We start from the raw sequence: 22,298 nt of genomic DNA on the forward strand, positions 1-22,298 counted from the left end.
TTTAGATGAGTTATCATAGGAAACAAGGAAATGACAACACCAGTAAAGCTGTTGGAAAAAGGTATTGTCAATACATATTAAAAGTAACTACTAATTCGAAAGGGTGTGCTTTAGATGAAAAAAATATTCTTAAACGAGCCAGAGAAAGACGCTTGGATTATCAGCGATATCTTGAGAGGAAAGATGCAGAACAGTGAGATTCGGGTTAACTTGCAACCGATACTAACTTATAAGCTCCTGTGTGAGAACACGGATCATGGCTTCAATATTCCTAAGAATCAATCCTGGGAGAAGCTGACTTCTAATGGATTGGACTTCGGGAAAAGGCTATCTATTGCCCTTCAAGAACTGGAGAGATTGAATCCATCATTAAAACATGTATTCACTTTAAGCGACTATAGTAAATTTTGGGATAATATGGGTATGTATAAGGTTGCCGAAACTGTCTTAAATCGTCAATCCTACAATCGTGGCCTATACGATGACCCAGATCCATTAACAGGTTCAGTAACCAGATACTTAGACGGTTTATTAGAGGCCTTCCTTTCACGGGAAGGTGCTCAGGGAGGAGAGGGGAGCAGCCCAAAAGGTATTGCCACACTTCTACCGCGCCTTCTTGATAAGACGAGTGGATCCATATGCGATCAGGCATCGGGGTTAAACGGTTTCTTAATCGAGGCTAACAAATATGCTCGGTTGAACCATGGGGATGTTAAACTTTCTGGTCAAGAAATCAATGCTCAAACTCGTGCGTTAGGCATAATGAATCTAATCATACATGGTATGTATCCTGAAATAGCTGATGTGAAGATCGGCAATACAATCACCTCTCCCCAATGGAAGGAAGAAGATGGACATTTATTGAAGTTTGATGGGATCCTCACTTCGCCACCATTTGGAGTGAGCAATTGGGGTTACGAGGAAGCTGAGAAAGATATATACGGACGTTTTCGGTACGGTCTACCGAGTCGGGCTTATGGAGATATGGCATTTGTACTCCACAGTGTTGCCTCCCTCAAGAAAGACGGTAAGGCAGTTATAGTGGTTCCTCATGGGGTTCTTCAAAGGGGGGCTTCTGAAGCGAAAATTCGTGCAAACCTAATCCAAGAAGGTTTGATTGAGGCGGTAATTGGATTACCATCCAACCTTTTTATTGGTACAGGTATTCCCGTCGCTGTCTTAATTATCAATAAGAACAAACCTGATGTAGTAAGAGATCAGATATTGTTTATCAGCGCAGAAGAAGGATTTAGGAAGGCAATGCGAAATCAGAATGAACTTCGAGATTCTGATATTGAAACTATTGTAAGCGTGTATCGGAGTCATTTACAAGTTGAGGGATACAGCAGAAGCGTGCCTGTTACTGAAATTTCATCGAATGACTGGAGTTTGCTTCCTTTGAGGTACTTCGAAAAGGCAGAGGTAGAAACCAAGATCGGTAAGACAAGCATTAATCGCAAGAAATATGAGGAATCAGATCTTCCGAAAATAACATTGGGGGATATCACAGAGGTTGATAGGGGACTTAATCCCACAAAGGATGATACGGATGATACGGATGCCACTCATTACTTGGTGAATCTCGTTGATGTGCAGGAAGGAAGAATCATACCAGATGGACTAAAGGGAATCACGTTGAGTCCCAAAAAAGCACGAGAATATGAGCTTAAACCTGGGGATTTATTGCTATCCAGTAGAGGAACTACGCTTAAAATGACTGTGGTAACAGCAGAAGATGTTAAAGAGAAGTCATTGGTGTTTTCTCAGAATTTTCTTCGAATTCGAGTATCAAATCCAATGCAAAACGACTCGAATTTTATCAAGGCATTTTTGGAAAGCCCAATTGGACAGTATTACTTACAAGCCTATCAGCGTGGTACAACCGTTACTGTACTGAGCCATAAGGATGTAGCTTCGATTAAGTTACCTAAACTCACAATTGAAAAGCAACGCGAAGTCACACTATTGTTACTTCAATCGGATGAGGAATACAAGACTGTGGTCGAACACGCGAGAAAGAAGAAGGAGCAAAACTACAATGATGGTTACAGCATCATGGGAATCTCTGATTCTTACGTGAAGTTGGATTAATGTCGATAATTGATTAGAGGGGATGCGTAGCTCTCCCCTTCCTATCATGTATAATTGAGATACAGGAAGTATACAAAGATGAATTTAGTACGCAGGAGGAACAAAGATGAGTGAGCAAGTTACTTCTCAACAAATAAATGCAGTTTTATGGCAAGCGGCGGATACATTCCGAGGGAAAATTGACTCTAGTACCTATAAGGATTACATCCTTACGATGCTGTTTATCAAATATTTGAGTGATGCATACAAAGAGCATGTAGAAGAATATACACTCCGCTACGATGGTGATCAACAACGCATAGAGCGTGCATTATCCAGGGAGCGTTTCGTATTAGATGAACTATCTACTTTTGATTATTTATATAGTAAGCGGACAGATCCTGAAATTGGCGAAATCATTAATAAGGCATTGGAACGGTTGGAGAATGAGAATACAGGAAAACTGAGAGACGTATTCCGTAATATCGATTTCAACAGCGAAGCAACGCTTGGTAAGGCGAAAGAAAGAAATGCAATGCTTCGTGCATTATTGGAAGATTTCAATAAACTTACCTTGAAGCCATCCGTTGTGGGTAGCGAAGATGTAATTGGCGATGCTTATCAATTTATGATCGAACGTTTTGCTTCGGATGCAGGAAAGAAAGGCGGAGAATTTTTTACGCCATCGATGGTGTCAGAATTGCTTGCTCGGCTGGTAAAACCACAAGAAAATGACCGCATTTACGACCCAACTTGTGGATCAGGTTCACTGCTGATTAAGGTTGCCAATCAAGTGCCAAATAAAAAAGTTGCTATCTATGGACAAGAACGAAATGGACAAACACATTCGTTGGCACTCATGAATATGTACTTGCATGGTATTGATGATGCAAAGATTGAGTGGGGCGACACGTTATCCAACCCACTTCACTTGGAAAATGGCAAGCTGATGAAGTTCCAGGCAATCGTAGCCAATCCGCCCTTTTCTCTCGATAAATGGGCAATAGGCTTCGCTGGTGAAGGAAATACAGATGAGAAGTTCAAAATGGAAGCAAGTCTGGACCAACATAGACGATTTGAGTGGGGTGTACCGCCGACTTCAAAGGGTGACTATGCATTTATGCAACATATGCTGTATTCGTTAGCAGAAAATGGTCGGATGGCGACTATTCTTCCTCATGGTGTTTTATTCCGTGGGTCAAGTGAAGGAAAGATACGCCAGCAAATTATAGAGATGAACTTGCTGGATGCTGTAATTGGTTTGCCAGAAGGCTTGTTCTTTGGTACGAGCATTCCAGCATGTATTATGGTATTTAAGAAAGTTCGCAAGCGTAAGGATATACTCTTCATTGATGCTTCAGGTGAAGGCAACTATGAGAAGGGGAAGAATCAGAACAAATTGCGGGAAGAAGATCTTCAAAAAATTGTAGAGACTTATGAGAAGTATGAATCCTTTGAAAGATATTCGTATGTTGCCACAATAGATGAGATTAAAGAAAATGATTTTAATCTGAATATCCCACGTTATGTTGATACCTATGAGGAAGAAGAACAGGTTGATTTGGAACAAGTAAAAGAGAATATCGTGAGTATTAAACAGGAGCTTCGAGAGGTAGAGGATCAGTTGGGAAAATACCTTAAAGAGCTTGGATTGTAGGTGCTATCATGAAAACTATAACTTTTCGCAATGAAACAGAATACAAGAAGGATAGCTGGTATCATGTAACAATAGAGGATCTGATCGAAAAAGGTATCCTATATAAACCGATGGATGGTAACCATGGAAATATACATCCAACTGCAAAAGATTACGTAGAGAGCGGAATACCGTTTTTATTGGCCTCTGATGTGCAAGATGATAAAATTGATTTAACTAACTGTAAGTTCATCTCAAAAAAAACCGCTGATAATTTACAAAAAGGATTCGCTAATGAGGGGGATATCTTACTTACTCATAAGGGAACAGTGGGGAATGTTGCATTAGTACCAAGTATTGAGAGCGAGTATGTTATGTTAACTCCTCAAGTGACATACTACCGAGTAAGAGATAAGGAAAGATTGAATAATATATTTTTAAAATTCATGTTCCAATCTGAATATTTTCAAAACCAATTAGACGTTATTGGAAAAGGTGCTACAAGGAATTATATCGGAATATTAGCCCAACAAAAACTCAAGGTCATGATCCCTAAAAGCATTCATGAACAGAAAAAAATAGCTAATATTCTCTCTACCTGGGACAAAGCAATTGAACTAAAAGAAAAGCTAATCGAGCAGAAAAAAGAGCAGAAAAAAGGGTTAATGCAGAAATTGTTGACGGGGAAGATCAGGTTGCCAGGGTTTAAAGGCGAATGGGACGAATTACCATTAGGAAGTATTGCTAAAGTAATAATGGGGCAATCCCCACCTTCTGAGAGCTATAATGATTTAAAAGAGGGATATCCTTTAATACAGGGTAATGCGGATTGTAAAAATAGGGTGACTTTCCCAAGATTATGGACATCTCAACCAAGCAAACTTTGTGAGATTGGAGATATTATAATGACGGTCCGTGCACCTGTTGGATTTATCTCCCGATCACTACATAAAGCTTGCATAGGAAGAGGGGTCTGTGCAATCAGGGGGACTATAGATCAAGACTATTTATATTACCAAATGCAATTCAAAGAGGACCTCTGGGTAAGAATCTCACAAGGCAGTACATTTGATTCGGTTAATAGTAAGGATGTCACAGATTTAAAAATATTTGTTCCATCAAAAGAAGAACAAAAAGTGATAGCAAAAGTTTTCAAACTGTGTGAAGATGAGATTGGATTATTAGAGCGAGATCTGCATGAAATTATTAAACAAAAACAGGGACTCATGCAACTCTTATTAACAGGAAAAGTGTGGGTAAAGGTCTAACCTTTGCCCTATTCTTCTAATCCCTGACTTGGAGGTGTGAATGTGGAACGACCAAATAGCTATGATGAGCGTTTTATTAGCCAACAGCCTGCACTTGAGGTCTTGCGAGGGCTGAATTATAAAATTCTTACTCCTGAGCAAGCTGAATCAATGCGTGGCAGTCTCTATGAAGTTTTAATTAAAACGGTATTAGAAGCAAAGTTGAAAGAGTTCAACTCATATGAATACAAGGGTGTTACGTATAAGTTCAGCCAGAACAATATTCAGCAAGCGATTCGGGATTTAGATGAACCATTGACTGATGGACTTGTAAAAACAAATGAAAAGATCTTCGAGACGTTGATGTTGGGAAGGAGTTATCCAGAATTCCTGCCCGACGGCTCTAAGAAGTCCTTCACGATTCAATATATCGATTGGGATAACTTTGAGAACAATGTCTTTCACGTAGTCGAGGAATTTACTGTTGAGCGAATGGACGGGCGAGGTACGGTGCGTCCAGATGTTGTCTTGTTCGTTAACGGAATTCCGCTTGCAGTCATTGAATGTAAGAAGGCATCCATCTCTATGGAGCAAGGTATTAGTCAAATGATCCGAAACCAGGGGAAGGATTATGCCCCTCAGCTCTTTAAATATGTTCAAATCGTCATGTCAACTAACAAAAATGAGACGAAGTATGCAACATGTAACACACCAAAGAAGTTCTGGTCAGTCTGGAAAGAAGAGAAAGAAGAATGGTTGCAAGCATTATTGGATAAAATAGTTAACAATCGTTTGCCAACTATGCAAGACAAAAATATTATCTCATTGTTTCATCCTGAACGGTTGCTGGAACTAACCCATTTCTTTACCTTGTTCGATAAGGATGTTAAAAAGATTACTCGATATCAGCAATACTTTGCAATAAAGGAAATTATTAATACCATTCAGGAATACGACGAAAATGGCAACCGTCAATCTGGTGTCATATGGCATACTCAGGGTTCAGGTAAGAGTTTGACGATGGTATTGCTGGCGAAGTATATTTTATCCGAGATGAACGAGGTTAATCCTAAAGTAATAGTCGTTACAGATAGGGTTGAGCTGGATAAACAAATACATAAGACATTTAAGCACACCAGGTTAAAAGCAAGCAGGGCAAGAACGGGCTCACATTTGGTGGAGCTTATTAACGATAACAACGTCGACATTGTGACAACCTTGGTTCATAAGTTCGATGGCGCCTCAGTCAAGCAAAAGCCTGTTGAATCCAAGGATATCTTTATCTTAGTTGATGAATCCCATCGGTCACAGTACGGCGAGCATCACATTAAAATGAAAAAGGTGTTTCCTAATGCCTGTTATTTGGGCTTTACAGGTACGCCGCTAATGAAGAAAGAAAAAAGCACCATGATTAAGTTCGGTAAGTTGATTCATACCTACACTATTGCAGACGGGGTAAGAGACAAGGCGATTGTTCCCCTTCTTTATGAAGGGAAAATGGTTGATCAAACCGTTAATCAAAAAGCAATTGATACCCGTCTTGAGATGATTACTCGTAATTTGAATGAAAAGCAAAAAGATGAGGTCATGAAAAAGTGGAGTCAGTTCGAGCGGATTGCCTCATCGAATCAACGGATTAGCATGGTTGCATTTGATATAAATCAGCACTTTTTGGATAACTATAAGACACAGGGAAGTCAGTTCAAAGCCATGCTTGCAACTAATAGCAAGATTGAAGCTATCCGATATTTAGAGGCTTTCGAAGAACTTGGCGACCTTAACTGCGCAGTTGTTATATCTCCTCCTGATCAGCGAGAAGGACATGAAGCTGTTGATGAGGTATCAAGAGATAAAGTGATCAATTTCTGGAATCGCATGATGAATCGTTATGGCGACGAAGAATCTTATGAAGATGCAATAAAAGAGGATTTCATCGATGGTGATGAGATTGAGTTATTAATTGTTGTTGATAAACTTCTTACAGGTTTCGATGCGCCGCGGGCGACTGTTTTGTACATTGATAAGCCAATGAAAGAGCATACTTTGTTACAGGCAATCGCCAGGGTCAATCGCTTGTATGACGGAAAAGACTATGGGTTCATTATCGATTACAGAGGGTTACTGGATCGACTCGATCAAGCACTGGAAATGTATTCAGGTGCAGGTCTTGAAAACTTTGACCCGAAGGACTTGCAAGGAGCCATTTACGATGTGATCAGTGTTATTGGTTCTCTGAGGCAGTACCACTCTGACCTACTTCAAATTTTTGCTCCCATTAAAAATAAAAAGGATGCAGAAGAGTATGAAGTATGGCTGGAGGATGAAGAGCGTAGGGAAGAATTCTACGGTGTCCTCTCTCAGTTTGGTAAAAACCTTGGTATTGCATTAGAGTCTGAGAAAATCTATAATGCTCTGCCTTCTGAGGAATTAACAAAGTATAAAAAGGATCTAAAGTTTTTCCAAGAACTTCGTAAAGCCGTAAAGCTACGCTATTCCGATACTATTGATCATAAAGAATATGAAGCGAAAATGCAGAAGCTTATGGATCATTATATTTCTGCAGAAGAGGTCATCCGTATCACTAATCCAGTGGATATTCTCAATGAAAAAGCATTTGAAGAGGAGCTGGATCGGTTAGAATCAAAGCGGGCGAAGGCAGATGCGATTCGTACACGCCTGACAAAAAGCGTCAATACCAAATGGGACGAGAATCCTGCTTATTATAAGAAATTTTCGGAACGGATAAGAGAAGCAATTGATGCTTATAAGCAACAACGTATTTCCGAGGCTGAGTATTTACAAAGAATGAATGATCTAAAGAAGGAATACCAACAAGGGGAGCCTGTTGAAAATTATCCTGATAGTATTAAGAAAAATGCCAATGCCCAGGCTTTCTACGGTGTGACGAAAGACATCATGAAAGAGCAGATGACAGATGAAGAATCATTAGCCGATTTAGCAATAAAAATGGAGTACATTATTGGAGCTCACACCAAGGTAGACTGGCATGATAACTTGGAAGTCCACAATCGGATCGCACAGGAATTGGATGATCTCCTCTTTGATTATACTAAGGAGAACAATGTAAAGTTGAGTTTTGATCAAGTGGATAAAATTATTGAGCAAATAAAGACAGTGGCCTTACGCCGATATTAAGGTAGTGACAACATGGAAAAACATCAGATTGTGCATGCCGATCGAACTATCGAGTTTTTACTTGAACGAAAAAATGTTAAGAATGTGAATCTCAATATTAAGCCTGATATGACGATTATGGTATCTGCTTCTGAGAAAGTTCCACTCAGTTTTATTTATGATTTTGTAAAGAGTAAAGGCGGATGGATTCTAAAAAACGTTAAGACCTTTGAAAACGTTCAGCCGTACAAACAAAGTGAACGGGAGTATGTCAGTGGCGAATCCTTTAAGTATTTAGGTAAGCAATATCGTTTGCGAGTAGAAATCACTTCTGAAGAGGAGAGGGTTAAGTATTACCGCGGCTTTATTATTCTCATGGTTAAAGACCCGAATAATTACACTCGAAAAGCCAAGCTGATGGATGATTGGTATCGAGTGAAAGCAACAAAAATTTTCGAAGATTCATTAAACAAGCAGTACCCACTGATAAAAAAGTATGGAATACAAAGACCAAAAATTGACCTTCGAGTAATGAAGGCAAGGTGGGGTTCTGCACTTATTGATTTGAATACAATTTTGCTTAATGCTGAGCTAATTAAAGCGCCTAAGCAATGTATTGATTATGTTGTGTTACACGAATTAATTCATTTTAAATACAATGATCACAAAGACAGCTTTTATAACATGCTCTTTTCATTAATGCCTGATTGGGAGAAAAGAAAGGCAATATTAGATGACGAAATTGTTAGAGAGCTATAAGGCAGAGCTATAAAGAATGGGGAGGTTTAACATGGGGGGTTATGTAAGGCTGATTTTTATTATGGTGCATCACTATCTGGACTAATTAATAGTGGATTTGCTCCAGCTATCATTGAACAGGCAGAGAATCGGCGGTTATACAATATAACTGCGAACACAGGAGACTACATGGTTTATTCGAAGTATGCTTCTGAACCATTTGGCAAGGCAGAATAAGGATATTCAATTATGGCAATTTGTATTTGTGTAAGACGAGATCGAAATGATTCGTAAATTTACAGAAACCAACAAAAGTTGTTATTTCGCTCTGATCTGCGGAAAGAAAGAGTTTAAAGGAAGTGAAATAGCATTAATATCTCTTTCAGATGCCAGAGATTGTCTTGATTTCGACTATGTAAGAGATTCATACCGAATTACTATTAAAAGTGAAAAGGGTAAGCATGGTTTGAGAGCTTATTGTCTGGTCGGGCGGACAAGCTTGAAGGTGTGGATAATACCATTCGGGTTCCAAGAGACATTCTCTCTTTCTTTCAAAAAGAACAAGTGTCCTAATATAATTAGGGAGGAATTCGGAACCCCGTTTATACATGAATGAGCTGTATACCGAGTTGTCAGGTCAATAGAAGGTAGGCTTTCGGGCAAAAAACGTTATTTTATGATAAACACCATTATTTCCTTCATGAAACAGCTTTTAGTCAATGACCAGTGCGAAATAAGGAAAAACAAAAGAAAGTACCGTATTATCCGTCCATTTTGGGCAATTCTTCGGTACTTTTCGCTTTAAAAATTTGATTTTAGAATAGTTGTGATAATAGATCGACATCTTCTTCTGAAATCAGGTTTTCTGGAGGAGAGTAGGATAAGGTTTGAGGAAAAATGTTCTTCTCTCGTAAGATTTGCAGTACCGTGTTCCTGATGTCTTCGTTTGATATGGATGACTGCCCGCCGCTGCGAATGTACATCTCCAACGCTTTAGCGATGAAATCACTTTTGTTTGAGACTTCTTGCAAATGGTCATAAATATGCTGATGCTCCTTTTTAAATGATATAGATAAACGGTTACGATTGCCCACGATGCTTCGCCTCCAATATCGTAAGAAAACTCAATGCATTTGACATTTGTGCATCTTCTGGAAACGCGGCGGTGGGAAATTCCTTGATGAGATACTCTTTTAGTAAGAGAGAACCGCCACATACAAATATGATCTCAGTATTAGAAAAACTCACCTTCCGACTGAGAGCAAAGTTGAATATTTCCTTTACATGGTTAGCCAACAATTGATCAACGATTTGTTTACTCTCCTCCATCTTTTTCCCATTTATTATCAGATATTTGTCTCGATATATCGCTTCCACATCTGCGTCGGTTACTGTCATTCCAAATTGTGTTGAGAGCTTGTCGGCAACTTTACTTCTGAGAATATTCACTCCTAAATCGGCAGTGATCATTTTGTTGAAAGCAGGAATCAGGTTATTAAATTCTTGGATATTTACGTTAAGTAAGCCGATATCAAAGATCACTACCCTTTTCTTACGATATAAATTTAGGTCGCAGTAGATCGGACCAATTCCTTCAGGCAAAAGGTGGATGTGTTCGATTCGGAAAAGGAACGACTTGTTGTTCACAATGATATTGATGGTTTCACCATTGTTTCGTAAGAACTCGCTGAACTCTGATTTTTGCTTTTCATTCTTGTACAAGCTGATTGAGATATTAATCGCCAATGTGATTTTGCTTAGGACAATGTTTTGTTTGGATCTTTTAAGCAATTGGGCGATTGCGAGGTAGATGCATATTCGATGTGTATCCGTTCGTTTGCTCAGGTTATAATCCATTTTGCTTTCGTCCAGCATATTGCCTACGAGATAACACTTTCCTTCGAAATCGACATGAAATGACCCAGGCGTTAGTTCAGCTCCCAAGTTGCTGACTTCCTCAATCTTGGTCTGGAATTTAATCTTTTGAATTGCTCCTTCTCTCATAATTCCCTTGGTAGTGCTCTTGCCGCTATCCACGGCAATAAGAAATGTGTTGTGCATGTTACTTGTCCCCTTTGTTTGATAGTTTTATAGATTCTATGCAGGTATGGGGCGAATTAATCGGACATGTTCGCATATTCTTGTCAGACGCTGGGCGATGATGTCGGACTTACAAAAAAGTGGGGAATAAGGGGGGGATGTTAATTCAATTTTCGGGATACATAACCTAAATTATAGGCTTAAACAGTTCCTCCAAAGGTATTCTGAGAGCAATCGTCTTTCAAAATTTTACGTATTCTTCTTCACGTGGATTGAGCTTAACTAAACTAAAACCTGGAATTGCATATGGGGCTATTTTATCTCTCCACGGTAAGTATAGGGACTTGTCATTAGAGAATGTGAATAAGGACGATGTTAGATCTTATTTAGAGATGGAAGGTGTAACAAAAAAAGATATGCAAGAAATAATGGATCTTTGGGTCGAAGATGAGCCAAATGTAGATGCCGTCATGCGAATTAATTCGGTTAGAAGGAGAATAAAAATCAATTCAGCTTATGAAATTTGGTCTGATGCGAACGATACTTTAATTTTCAACGAATTATATCTCTCAGAATCCGTTTCTGAGCAAGCAAGAAAGGTTCTTAATAAATCGTGGGAATACCTTGAGGGCGTGGATATAGCTGGGGCTTCATATGAGAAAATACTTGGTGTTTCTAATGTTAGAGAGGAAATGAAACAAGAGAAAGAAAAATTAAAAAATATTATGAAGACTGAATTATCTCAATTAGTATCCCAATAACTTTGTGGCTTCTGTGTGCGAAGTCTTATAAAATCCTATTTCCCCAAATCTATATCCCTACTATGTAGAACACTAATAAATCCCTGATGTTCATAATAAACCTGTGCTAAAAAATCGAATAAAGACGTGATAAAATGGGGAAAGAGATGTGGAGAACTGGTAAAAGCCAGATCCATCAAGCCTTTCCCATGTTTTTCTAACATGACTTTATTCAGATTTTAATAAAGTTGTGATATAAAATGTGGAGATAAAAATTGAGAAAAAGACTGTTTTGTAGCATGAGTTTATTTATTTGGACAACGGTGGAATGCGGGTTTCAGGGCTATTTTTTAGCAGGGGTTTATTTGTTCTGAACAAAAAGACTAATAGTTGAGGCGTATTGGCGTTTGAAAAAGGTAAAAATCAAAACAAACTTACTGATAAAAATATCAATAAAATTATCGAAACTTACCGAAGTCGTATACCTGTTGATAAATATGCTCATGTGGCATCACTTGAAGAAATCAAAAAAAACGAGTTTAACTTAAATATTCCTCGCTACGTGGATACGTTTGAAGAAGAACAAGTCATTGACCTTGATGAAGTAAATAAGCTATTAGAGCAAGATAAACAAGAAATCGCGGAACTTGAAGCCAAAATCAATGAACAGCTGAAAATTTTGGGTATTCATGTGTAGAAATTGACGAAAAGGGTCAAGGATATTATTCCTCGGCTCTTTTTTTAAGCCATTCGCTTGGGAATGGCGTAGGCTGGGGGAAGTTATGCCGTGCAGTATTTCTATGAACTGCGGCGCAGTACGTTATAGAAGATGGCAAGGAGGAGCGGCGATCTTCCTTTTTTTGCGAGTCTTTTGGGGAGTATGCTCCTCTATTGAGTATGATATACTCATTTAGATGTCTATGCTTAACATATACTGCCGTTTGAACTACGTTGCTTAAACATGTTATATGTGAAGAAGAAGCAAGGACATGAACAGGTTAGCTTTACCATTTTGGGACCAAAGATTTGTCCTGGTATTTATAGAGGAGTTTTTGATATGACGAATAATTTTTGGCGTGATTTGCCACGACCTTTTTTTATACTGGCACCGATGGAGGATGTGACGGATGTTGTGTTTCGCCATGTCGTAAGTGAAGCAGCCAGACCGGATGTGTTTTTTACGGAGTTTGCGAATACAGAGAGTTATTGTCACCCGGAGGGGAACAAAAGTGTACGCGGGCGTTTGACTTTTACAGCGGATGAACAGCCCATGGTGGCCCATATCTGGGGAGATAAGCCGGAATATTTCCGTGAAATGAGCATCGGTATGGCAAAAGAAGGCTTCAAAGGCATCGATATTAACATGGGTTGCCCCGTAGCGAATGTAGCGGAGAATGGGAAGGGAAGCGGCCTGATCTGCCGTCCCGAAATCGCAGCGGATATCATTCAGGCCGCCAAAGCCGGGGGACTGCCCGTCAGTGTGAAAACAAGGCTTGGTTTCACTGCCGTAGATGAATGGCGCGACTGGTTAACCCATATTTTGAAACAAGACATCGTTAATCTCTCTATTCATCTGCGGACCAGAGAGGAAATGAGCAAAGTAGACGCCCACTGGGAACTGATTCCGGAGATTAAGAAACTTCGTGATGAGGTGGCACCAGATACACTGCTGACCATTAACGGAGATATTCCGGACCGTCAGACCGGCTTGAAGCTCGCTGAGCAATATGGAGTGGATGGCATTATGATTGGGCGTGGTATTTTCCAGAATCCATTTGCGTTTGAGAAGGAGCCGAAGGAACACAGCAGTGAGGAATTGCTTGAATTGCTGCGGCTTCATCTAGATCTCCATGATCATTATTCAGCGCAGGAGCCACGTTCGTTCAGCCCTCTCGCCCGCTTCTTCAAAATATATGTCCGTGGATTCCGAGGGGCAAGTGAACTCAGAAACAGCTTAATGAACGCCAAATCAACAAGTGAAGTGCGTACATTGCTTGATGAGTTTGGAAGCAAGGATCATGATGAGGTAGAGGAACGTGGAAATTAAATTGCCAAGTTGAGGGTTGGGCTGTTAGTAGGCATTGAAAACATAGGAGGAATATATGTCCTGGAGTAAATTGAAGCAACAACTGGAGAGCTTCCTCTGTCCTGCGTTAGACGGAAGGGTCGAATACCGAGCGACCAGTTACCGTTATTTGCCTGATAAGTCTGGAATTTGTTATATAACTGTAGATAAGAAGAACATACTCAATATGAATGATATCACTAGTCCAATCAAATGGTATCAGACGGAGTTGGAAATCAAGAATGATCCAGATATCCAAGTTCCTATCAGCAATGAAGAAATTGAAGCGGTCAGAAAAGATACTAATGGGAATGTTCCGGAGAATCGTCTACAAGTAATTGCAAGAGGTAGAAAAATATCAGAGCATGCAAAGGAGCTTTTGTCAGCACAGGCCTCATTAAGCAAGTCTAATTTTAATGTTGTAGCTAATAAGTTTTTAACTACTTCTATAGAGGACAGCTTAGAGAGTAATGATATCTTATTGAATATTCTAGCTTTAGTGGACAGACGAGTAGGAAAAAAGCGAATTTTAAACATGACCGAGAAGATGAAGTTAAAGCATCCCATTGTGCAGTATTTTTATGAACTACGGCGTAGTACGTTATGAAAATAAATAACTTCCATTGATGGGGGCACGTCGTGTCAGGGTTGTCCTCACTGCAATTTGACTATATTCCTGCATTTCAAATAACGTTTTAGGATTGGGTGCTGTTCATTGTTACTGTATTGCACAATGGCAAATAATTTGGGTGTCTGGGAAAACAGTAAAGAGGGGCGGCGTGCCCCTCTTAATTGTGTGATGCTGATAATTTTCGTTTATTTACAGAAATCGTAGCAATTAGTTTCAAAATTTTTCATCGCAAAAAAACTTTTTTCTCATTTAATGATCTTGCTATATTCGATAAAAGCTGAATTGTATTTCTTATCTCATGTTCCGTAGTGTCCGGGTGAATTGCACAGATTCGGAGAACAGTTTTTCCATTAAGTTGTGTCGTAAGCACAGAGGCGTATCCGTTTGTCATCATTTCTTGGGAGATCCTTTTATTGAGTGAATCTAATTCTTGCTCAGATAATCCAGTTGGCGCATATCGAAAATTAACAATCGCTAATTTAGCGGGGGTTACAATCTCCCAATGATTATGTTTTTTGATTTCATCTTCAGCCCATTCTGCGAGTTGAACTCCATGCTCTATAACTTTACTGACAGCATTCGTTCCTAAAGCTTGCAGTGTCACCCATAGTTTCAAACTTCGAGCAGGCCGGGTTAACTCAGGACCCAGATCCCAATAATTCATATGTTCTTCATCAGTCTCGGCATCTTTCAAATACTCTGGATGGGTGCTGAAGCAATTTTCGAGGTGCTGCTTTTCTTTGGCTAAAACCACACTACAGGAATAGGTCTGCATTAGCCATTTGTGTGCATCCCAGGTGATACTATCTGAACGCGATATCCCGCTCAAAAGAGACTTATATTTCGAAGAAGCCAAAATCGACGCACCGTAAGCTCCATCCACGTGTAACCAAATATTATGTTTTTCACATAGGTCAGCAATTTCGTTTAATGGGTCAATGCTTCCCGTATTGGTTGTGCCTGCCGTGGCAATGATTGCAAAAGGCTTCATCCCAGCCGCTTGATCATCCATTATTTTTTTTTCTAAGGCTGAAACATCCATACGAAAATTTGTATCACTTGGAACCTTCCTGATTTGATCACTGCGGAATCCGAGGATGCGTAACCCTTTGGCGACCGATGAATGAGTTTGATCTGAAACATAAGCAGTTCCAATGGCATATTCCTGCTCGGATAACTTTGCATTGCGTGCAGCTGCTAAAGCGGTCAAATTCGATAGCGATCCGCCCGACAGAAATATGCCTCCAGCAGTATTGGGATATCCTGCTTGGTCACACATCCACCGGATCACTTCCCCCTCTAAAAGGCTTGCGCTCGAACTCAGCATCCAGCTTCCGGCATGGGTATTATAGGCGCTGGTCATGATATCTCCTAACCACGAGTAAAGAGACATTGGACCAGGAACCAATGCGAAAAAGCGAGGGTGTTGCATGAAGGTTTGGTGAGGATAGACGTTTTTCCTCATTTCATCGACTACCTCTTTTACTGGTCTTCCTTTTTTGGGAAAACCAATTTCCTTTAAATGAGCTATCGTATCCTCATCTGCAATGTTGATTACTTTTTGAGATCGAATGTTATTATTTTCTGCTATAAATGAATGTATGAACTGTTCAATAATCTCACCTAATTGCTGATTTGGTTCTTGATTCATTATAAGCATCTCCTTTGCTTAACTTCAACCAAAGTATAATATAACATCTGTTGTCATATTGTGAGATTCACCGATTTCATCATTACGTTTATTTTTAGGCACTTGGCTATTACATAAATTAATTTTCAAGGTCAAAGATGGCTATACAACGGGGCTTGCTGGAATGGAGTTGTTAAAAGATTTGAATTTTATGCTTTTTCTAGATACATTGCAAAATGTGATTAATCATATAAAGCAGAAAATGGCTAGTTTGATATCCAGAATATTGAATTCGTTTTATCGAGTTTATTTCTGCTGTTATGCTAAACCCATCCCGTAAACTCCAGTATAGACGCTTTCGCAGATTGCGCTTCGGATTGTGCCCCTTTACGCCATTCTTTGGGCGGCTTTCCCATAAGCCTAGAGAAGCAGCGGTTGAAGCTGGAAATGGAGTGAAAACCGACTTGTTCGGAGATCGAAAGAATAGAATCCTCCGTGCTTTTTAACTGCTTGCAAGCCTCTTCGATTCGGGTGCTGTTTAGGAAATCGAGAGGCGACGTCCCCATAATTTCATGGAATTTTCTTCGGAAATGAGTTGTACTTAAATGGCACAGATCGGCCAAAAAATCCATGGTAATGGGGTTCATATAGTTTTTCGTGATGTACTCCAGAACCGGAGAAATGACAAAATTGCTTTTCAGGCTATGCTCTGTTTCTTGATCTGCCAACAGTTCATTCCTGGAATGAATTCTAAGGAGTTCTATGTAAAGGGATAGCAATAAGCCGTAGGCACTTTCCTGATAGTAAGGATTCTGCTGTTTTAATTCCTCTACGATTGAAGTCGCAAGTGTATAAACCTTGGGATGTTGCTCCTTATTCAATATACAGTTCATTCCCTTCACCACCCACAAATTCGGCTCGAAGTTGCTGTAAGCACTTTTAAATGAATGTTGAAAGAGGTCCTCTGGTGAAAAAAAGATATAAGACCAAAGACTGGCTGTATTTGGCGAACTATACGTGGTATGAGGAAGATACCTGGGGATGAAGGTCACATCGCCCGCTTTGAAGGGTACAGATTCTCCTTTGATCTCCATGATGCCGCTATCTGAATAGCATATACCAATCTCCAAATGGTTATGGAAATGGAGATGCTCACTTTTAATATCTGAAATCTTCCAACGCTCACCGCTTAATAGCAAGACAGGGAAATTTATAGGCAAGCTGTAGTGCCGATATTCTATAACGGGCTTCTTTTTTCTGGGCATATTCAATACCCCCATGACTTTGATTTTAACCAGCAGATATACATCAGGATTTTGCAAAATTCGATTCCAATCGCTCCAAGATGCAATATATAGACGAACTAGACCATTTCGATCTATATATTGTTTATTGGAAGTCGCTTATTGGATTTTTGCAAAATCCTCACATAAATGATTGGAATTGCACAGTTTTGTTGCGAATATGCTTAGATGGAGACTATTTTACTGCGTACAATGTAGTAAGTAAAGCGTTTTCAAAACGGCGACAAACAGCTCTCAAGCGCCTTTGGGGGCGTGTGCGCTAGGAGAGGGGAATAAAGATGCTTCAATTGAATTGTGACAAGGAAGAGATATTAAAAGTTATCGACAAAGTCGTCAGAAAAACAATGGCGATGGATTTGACGTGGGACTGGCCTTGCGGTGTGGCTTATTATGGTGTATCCACGGCCTATACAAAAACAGGTAATAAAGACTATTTGAATATGCTTAAGCAGTGGGCGGATGAATATATCGAGCTGGGTCTGCCGCACTGGACGGTAAACACATGTGCTATGGGCCATATGCTGATCACATTGTATGAAGAAACAGGGGACCAGAAATATTGGGATATTATGATGAGCAAGGTGGATTATATTCGGAACCATGCTCTCAGGTTTGGAGACCATGTTTTGCAGCATACGGTATCCGTTGCTAATGATTTTCCAGAACAGGCATGGGCGGACACGTTGTTTATGGCGGCATTTTTTCTGCTCCGTGTAGGAACCAAATTAAAGGATGAGGAAATGATCCAGGACGCCTTAAACCAATATTACTGGCATATCAAATACCTGCAAGACCCTAGTAGCGGTTTCTGGTACCATGGCTACAATAATGTCAAGCAAGACCATATGTCCGGATTTTTCTGGGGGAGAGCGAATGCTTGGGGAGCCTATACCATGTCGCAAGTTAAAATTCATTTGAAAGACTGGTACTTGTATCCGCAGTGCATGGACGTGGAGTATTCACTTCGGGATCAACTGGCGGCACTGAAGGGGGTTCAAACGGAGAACGGCCTGTGGCGGACGGTACTGGATGACGAGGAGTCCTACGAAGAAGTGTCTGCATCTTGCGGAATCGCGGCGGCCATGATCAATAACGGCAATCCGCTGCATACCAAATACGTGCAAAAGGCATTGGAGGGCATCTTGAACCATATTAGCGAGGACGGACGGGTACTAGGTGTGTCGGGCGGCACAGCGGTTATGAAAAATCGGGATGGGTATCGGAATATTCCAAAAGACTGGATTCAGGGCTGGGGTCAAGGCCTGGCATTGGCCTTTCTGTCTGATATGTTGAATTAGGAGGGAACCAAGTTGTCCAAACAAACTACGGGGAACTTTACACTACCGGGAGAATCCGGTTATGAGGCGCTGACCCTGAAATTAGCTGAACGGTGGGGTGCCGATGTCATCCGTGATAGTGACGGCACGCAATTGTCCGATGAGATTATTAACGCTGGGTACGGCATATATTCGACAATCTGTATCATCAGAGATCATAATGAGTGGGCGTCCCACCATCTGGATAAGCTGCAGCAGTGTTTTTTAATTACAAATCCGAAGGTAGCTGTACAAGATTATGTATCCATCTATCTGATGGAGGATTTTTTTGCTGAACAATTCAAAGTTAATGATTCCAAAGAGGCGTTTAATTATTGGCAGGTTTTTGACAGAACGACCGGAGAGGAAGTTCCAAGAGAACAGTGGAATTATGAAAGGGAATCCGGAAATGTGGTCATTACCGGAATTGTTCCTTGGCATAAATACACGGTAAGCTTTATGGCCTACCGGATCTGGGAAGAGATTTCCATGTACAATCACACAACGAATCATTGGGACAAAGAGCATTTGATGCAGATTGATCCCATCTATGCAGAAACGCAAAATTATCTGCTGGATTGGATGGAAGATTGGTGTCTCCATCATAAGGAAACCACGGTTGTTCGGTTTACCTCCTTATTTTATAATTTCGCCTGGATCTGGGGTAGTAATGAGCGCAATCGCCATCTGTTCTCTGACTGGGGTTCATATGATTTTACGGTAAGTTCAAGAGCGCTCGATCTGTTTGCCAAGAAATACGGGTATTCGATGACTGCCGAGGATTTTGTGAATGGGGGGAAATACCGCGTCAGTCATATCCCGGCTGAGCAGCGCAAGCTGGATTGGATGGCATTTATCAATGATTTTGTGATTGAATTTGGCAAGAAATTAATTGACATTGTGCATAGGCACGACAAGCTGGCCTATGTTTTCTATGATGACAGTTGGGTTGGCATGGAGCCTTACAATGACCGTTTTCAAGAGTTTGGATTTGACGGGTTGATTAAATGTGTGTTTTCAGGTTATGAGGCGAGGCTCTGTTCAGGTGTAAAAGTGAATACGCATGAGATTCGACTGCATCCATACTTATTTCCGGTTGGTTTAGGCGGGCTTCCTACCTTTATGGAGGGGGGGAACCCCACGCTGGATGCCAAAAAGTATTGGATTAATATTCGGCGCGCTTTGCTGCGGGAGCCTATTGACCGAATTGGACTGGGCGGATATTTGCACCTTGTAGAGCCTTACCCGGATTTTTGCGATTACATCGAAAAGATTGCCAATGAATTCAGAGAAATTAAGGAACTGCACCATGAAGGCAAGCCCTATCATATTAAGACGAAGGTAGCTATTCTGCATAGCTGGGGAAAATTGAGATCGTGGACATTGTCTGGACATTTCCATGAAACGTATATGCATGATTTGATTCAGGTCAATGAAGCTTTATCTGGATTGCCGATTGAAGTGCAATTCATTGATTTTGAAGATATCCGTCAGGGAATTCTACAGGATTGTGATGTAGTGATCAATGCCGGCTCTGCCGGTTCAGCATGGAGTGGTGGGGAGTACTGGAATGACAACAAGTGTGTGGACTTACTGACGAAATGGGTTTATGAGGGTGGTACCTTTATTGGCATCAACCAGCCCTCTGCGGTTGAAGGCCACGACAGCTTTTTCAGAATGGCACATGTTCTTGGACTGGATGAGGATACAGGCTCCAGAGTAGGTCATGGAAGATGGGCATACGAGGCTAGGGATGAGCATGGTTTGGTGCCTGAGGGAGCCAGTATAACGCCAAAGAATAGCATTTATCTTACTGATGGGTCAGCTGCGGTAGTGGAGGAAACGAGTGGTATGATAGCATTGACTACTCATGCCTTTGGTAAAGGAAAGGGGATCTACCTTCCTTCTTTCGAATTCAGCTGGGAAAACACAAGGTTGCTGCTGAATATAATTCGGTTTGCAGGCAATGAGTTACATGAAACGAAGTACATTACAGATAACCTATATACAGAGTGTGCTTATTATCCAGAAAGTAAAATATTGGTTGTTATTAACAATAGCGATCAACTTCAAAGAACGACGATTGAAACGGAATATGGCAAACAAACCATGGAATTAGATCCGTATGACACCATGATCACCCATATCGGCTTAACAAAATCGGTATAGGAACGGAAAATATGAGAAGTAGCGGTATCAAGCCCTCCTTTATTTTAAGGAAGGGCTTTTTGTTTCAGCAGCTCCAGAAAATCAAGCTAATTTACCGGGGATTTTGTCCATTCAAAAGTATCTACCCCATCATTAAATATAAGTAGAACAATTAAGGAGATGATTTCTTTGAGAAAGGCAACCTTAATGAAAATTAAAAATGCGGAAGCAAAGTTGGGAAGAAAGCTAAAGAAAAGAAGTCACGTGGTTATGAATCTTAAAAAAGCCATTCGTGTAACTCAACTTGGAGATGGATTTGCACGTTTCACTTTCGCTCCGATCACTATTTCTCCTAATAGCTTTAGAAGCACTACGATTAACGGTAACGCCTACAATCTGATTAGCGGTGCATGGACTTTCTCTGGAAATGAACAAGGGTTTCTTCTCAATAATTATTCCGCGGCCGAAGACAGATGGGTATTTACTGCATGGAATCCAACTGGATTCACAAGAACGGTATCCTATGCTGTTATCGCCAAACGGAAGCCATAATTCAAATGTCATCGTTAGCAAGGAAAAGGAGCGTGAGCCTTCTTTTCCTTGCTAAAATGTAGAGAAAATTTTGAACAAACCTTCGATGATCTTATAATTTTTGATAGTGGTTTAATAGGTGCTCAACTCTATCTTTAATAATCTGTTTTAAAGATTCTGGCTTCACTGATCGTACATAATGACCATATCTCATAAAATAATGAGCGATAAACTCCTCTTCTCCAGGATTATAAAATCCCTTAATGACTGTCTTATCACCATTTTCTATTTTCATAGAAGGATAATGTTCTTTATAAAAAATATCCTTGGCTTGTTCTACAATCTCTACTTCAAAGTCAATGCTCTTCTCAGTTTGATACATTTCCAATGAACGATTAAGGAGTTCATCTATAGAAAAGCGAGAATTGTTCTCCTCTTCTTCTACAAAGGTGATTCGATCACATCTGAAAACTCTATATTTATTCGTATGTAACTCTATTCCAGTAGCATACCATTGGCCAAACTTAGCGGAAATTTTGAAAAATTGAACATAGTAACTTTTGTTCTGATTATTTTTTACATATTTAACTTTACACGTACTCTCATTAAGAATGCTTGTTAGAATTTTATCTAAATAGCGACTAACATGATTATGCTGATATATTTCAAATTGTAGAACCTTTTTCATTTTATGAATCTGGTTTATTTGTATTTTAGAAAGACAGTGTTCAAACTTTTCATTGAGTTGATTAACACTTAAGTGAAAGGGGGTGGATTGATAAGCTTCTAACGTCAACATTGCAAAGTACAGAGCATACACTTCATCCATCGTAAAAATAATGGGGGATAACAATCTATTTTTTAGGATACCATATCGTCCATGTCTGCCATGTTCCGAAAAAATAGGCATACCTAATTGTTCCAATGAACTAATATCTCGTAGAGCTGTACTTTTCGAGATATGGTATTTATCCATTAGGTCATTTAAATTAAAAAACTCTCGACTGTTTAAGTATCTGATCATGTCATTTAATCTTTCTGATTTCTTCATCTAAATCTCCTTATAA

Annotated in this window: 16 protein-coding genes and 1 pseudogene; 12 read left to right on the forward strand and 5 right to left on the reverse strand. The window is 40.0% G+C overall.

Annotated features, from left to right (window positions below; all coding sequences use genetic code 11):
• Window positions 1-114 precede the first annotated feature (114 nt).
• From ACUYLD_RS18200 to ACUYLD_RS18220, 5 genes are all read left to right on the forward strand, one after another.
• Window positions 115-2,091: an N-6 DNA methylase gene (locus ACUYLD_RS18200; RefSeq protein WP_446675660.1), complete on the forward strand. Its 1,977-nt coding sequence runs from the start codon at window positions 115-117 to the stop codon at window positions 2,089-2,091.
• A gap of 106 nt (window positions 2,092-2,197) precedes the next feature.
• Window positions 2,198-3,727 (forward strand): type I restriction-modification system subunit M, encoded by a 1,530-nt coding sequence (locus tag ACUYLD_RS18205; RefSeq protein ID WP_446675661.1) that lies wholly within the window; start codon window positions 2,198-2,200, stop codon window positions 3,725-3,727.
• 8 nt (window positions 3,728-3,735) lie between these two features.
• Window positions 3,736-4,974, forward strand: coding sequence for a restriction endonuclease subunit S (locus tag ACUYLD_RS18210; RefSeq protein WP_446675662.1), 1,239 nt, complete (start codon window positions 3,736-3,738; stop codon window positions 4,972-4,974).
• 42 nt (window positions 4,975-5,016) lie between these two features.
• The gene (locus ACUYLD_RS18215; RefSeq protein ID WP_446675663.1) at window positions 5,017-8,109 is read left to right on the forward strand and encodes a type I restriction endonuclease subunit R; all 3,093 of its coding nucleotides are present in this window, start codon (window positions 5,017-5,019) and stop codon (window positions 8,107-8,109) included.
• 12 nt (window positions 8,110-8,121) lie between these two features.
• Window positions 8,122-8,847 (forward strand): M48 family metallopeptidase, encoded by a 726-nt coding sequence (locus tag ACUYLD_RS18220; RefSeq protein ID WP_446675664.1) that lies wholly within the window; start codon window positions 8,122-8,124, stop codon window positions 8,845-8,847.
• A 794-nt stretch (window positions 8,848-9,641) separates the two neighbouring features.
• On the opposite strand, the gene ACUYLD_RS18225 is transcribed toward ACUYLD_RS18220, so the two are convergent.
• Window positions 9,642-9,920 carry a hypothetical protein gene (locus ACUYLD_RS18225; RefSeq protein WP_446675665.1) on the reverse strand — a complete coding sequence of 93 codons (279 nt, stop codon included), beginning with the start codon at window positions 9,918-9,920 and terminating at the stop codon, window positions 9,642-9,644.
• Window positions 9,907-10,887, reverse strand: coding sequence for a ParM/StbA family protein (locus ACUYLD_RS18230; protein ID WP_446675666.1), 981 nt, complete (start codon window positions 10,885-10,887; stop codon window positions 9,907-9,909). The genes ACUYLD_RS18225 and ACUYLD_RS18230 overlap by 14 nt, the downstream gene beginning before the upstream one ends.
• Window positions 10,888-11,138: 251 nt before the next feature.
• Between ACUYLD_RS18230 and ACUYLD_RS18235 the strand changes: the two genes are divergently transcribed.
• The 4 genes and pseudogenes from ACUYLD_RS18235 (at window position 11,139) to ACUYLD_RS18250 (ending at window position 14,278) form a co-directional block, all read left to right on the forward strand.
• Entirely contained in the window at window positions 11,139-11,627 is a 489-nt protein-coding gene (locus ACUYLD_RS18235) for a hypothetical protein (protein ID WP_446675667.1), read from the forward strand.
• A 382-nt stretch (window positions 11,628-12,009) separates the two neighbouring features.
• A pseudogene (locus ACUYLD_RS18240) lies at window positions 12,010-12,303 on the forward strand (N-6 DNA methylase); the annotation flags it as partial.
• Window positions 12,304-12,663: 360 nt separating this feature from the next.
• Window positions 12,664-13,653, forward strand: a complete 990-nt coding sequence (locus tag ACUYLD_RS18245; RefSeq protein WP_257126696.1) for a tRNA dihydrouridine synthase — start codon at window positions 12,664-12,666, stop codon at window positions 13,651-13,653.
• 55 nt (window positions 13,654-13,708) lie between these two features.
• On the forward strand, window positions 13,709-14,278 hold the full coding sequence (locus ACUYLD_RS18250; RefSeq protein ID WP_446675668.1) for an SF0329 family protein: 570 nt from the start codon (window positions 13,709-13,711) through the stop codon (window positions 14,276-14,278).
• A 247-nt stretch (window positions 14,279-14,525) separates the two neighbouring features.
• Here the strand turns inward: ACUYLD_RS18250 and ACUYLD_RS18255 are convergent, their stop codons facing one another.
• Together ACUYLD_RS18255 and ACUYLD_RS18260 are read right to left on the reverse strand one after the other, a co-directional pair.
• Window positions 14,526-15,953: a pyridoxal phosphate-dependent decarboxylase family protein gene (locus ACUYLD_RS18255; protein ID WP_446675669.1), complete on the reverse strand. Its 1,428-nt coding sequence runs from the start codon at window positions 15,951-15,953 to the stop codon at window positions 14,526-14,528.
• A gap of 302 nt (window positions 15,954-16,255) precedes the next feature.
• A complete protein-coding gene (locus ACUYLD_RS18260; RefSeq protein WP_446675670.1) occupies window positions 16,256-17,197 on the reverse strand; it encodes an AraC family transcriptional regulator in 942 nt (313 codons plus the stop codon).
• A 317-nt stretch (window positions 17,198-17,514) separates the two neighbouring features.
• Between ACUYLD_RS18260 and ACUYLD_RS18265 the strand changes: the two genes are divergently transcribed.
• The 3 genes from ACUYLD_RS18265 to ACUYLD_RS18275 all read left to right on the forward strand — a co-directional run bounded on the left by ACUYLD_RS18265 (window position 17,515) and on the right by ACUYLD_RS18275 (window position 21,252).
• On the forward strand, window positions 17,515-18,534 hold the full coding sequence (locus tag ACUYLD_RS18265; RefSeq protein ID WP_446675671.1) for a glycoside hydrolase family 88/105 protein: 1,020 nt from the start codon (window positions 17,515-17,517) through the stop codon (window positions 18,532-18,534).
• A 12-nt stretch (window positions 18,535-18,546) separates the two neighbouring features.
• The gene (gnpA, locus tag ACUYLD_RS18270) at window positions 18,547-20,721 is read left to right on the forward strand and encodes a 1,3-beta-galactosyl-N-acetylhexosamine phosphorylase (protein ID WP_446675672.1); all 2,175 of its coding nucleotides are present in this window, start codon (window positions 18,547-18,549) and stop codon (window positions 20,719-20,721) included.
• Window positions 20,722-20,880: 159 nt separating this feature from the next.
• Window positions 20,881-21,252, forward strand: a complete 372-nt coding sequence (locus ACUYLD_RS18275; RefSeq protein WP_231109497.1) for a hypothetical protein — start codon at window positions 20,881-20,883, stop codon at window positions 21,250-21,252.
• Window positions 21,253-21,343: 91 nt separating this feature from the next.
• Here ACUYLD_RS18275 and ACUYLD_RS18280 read toward each other — a convergent pair whose 3' ends face one another.
• Window positions 21,344-22,282 (reverse strand): helix-turn-helix transcriptional regulator, encoded by a 939-nt coding sequence (locus tag ACUYLD_RS18280; protein WP_254351166.1) that lies wholly within the window; start codon window positions 22,280-22,282, stop codon window positions 21,344-21,346.
• Window positions 22,283-22,298: the final 16 nt, after the last annotated feature.

This window comes from Paenibacillus sp. SER-28 (genome assembly GCF_052906305.1).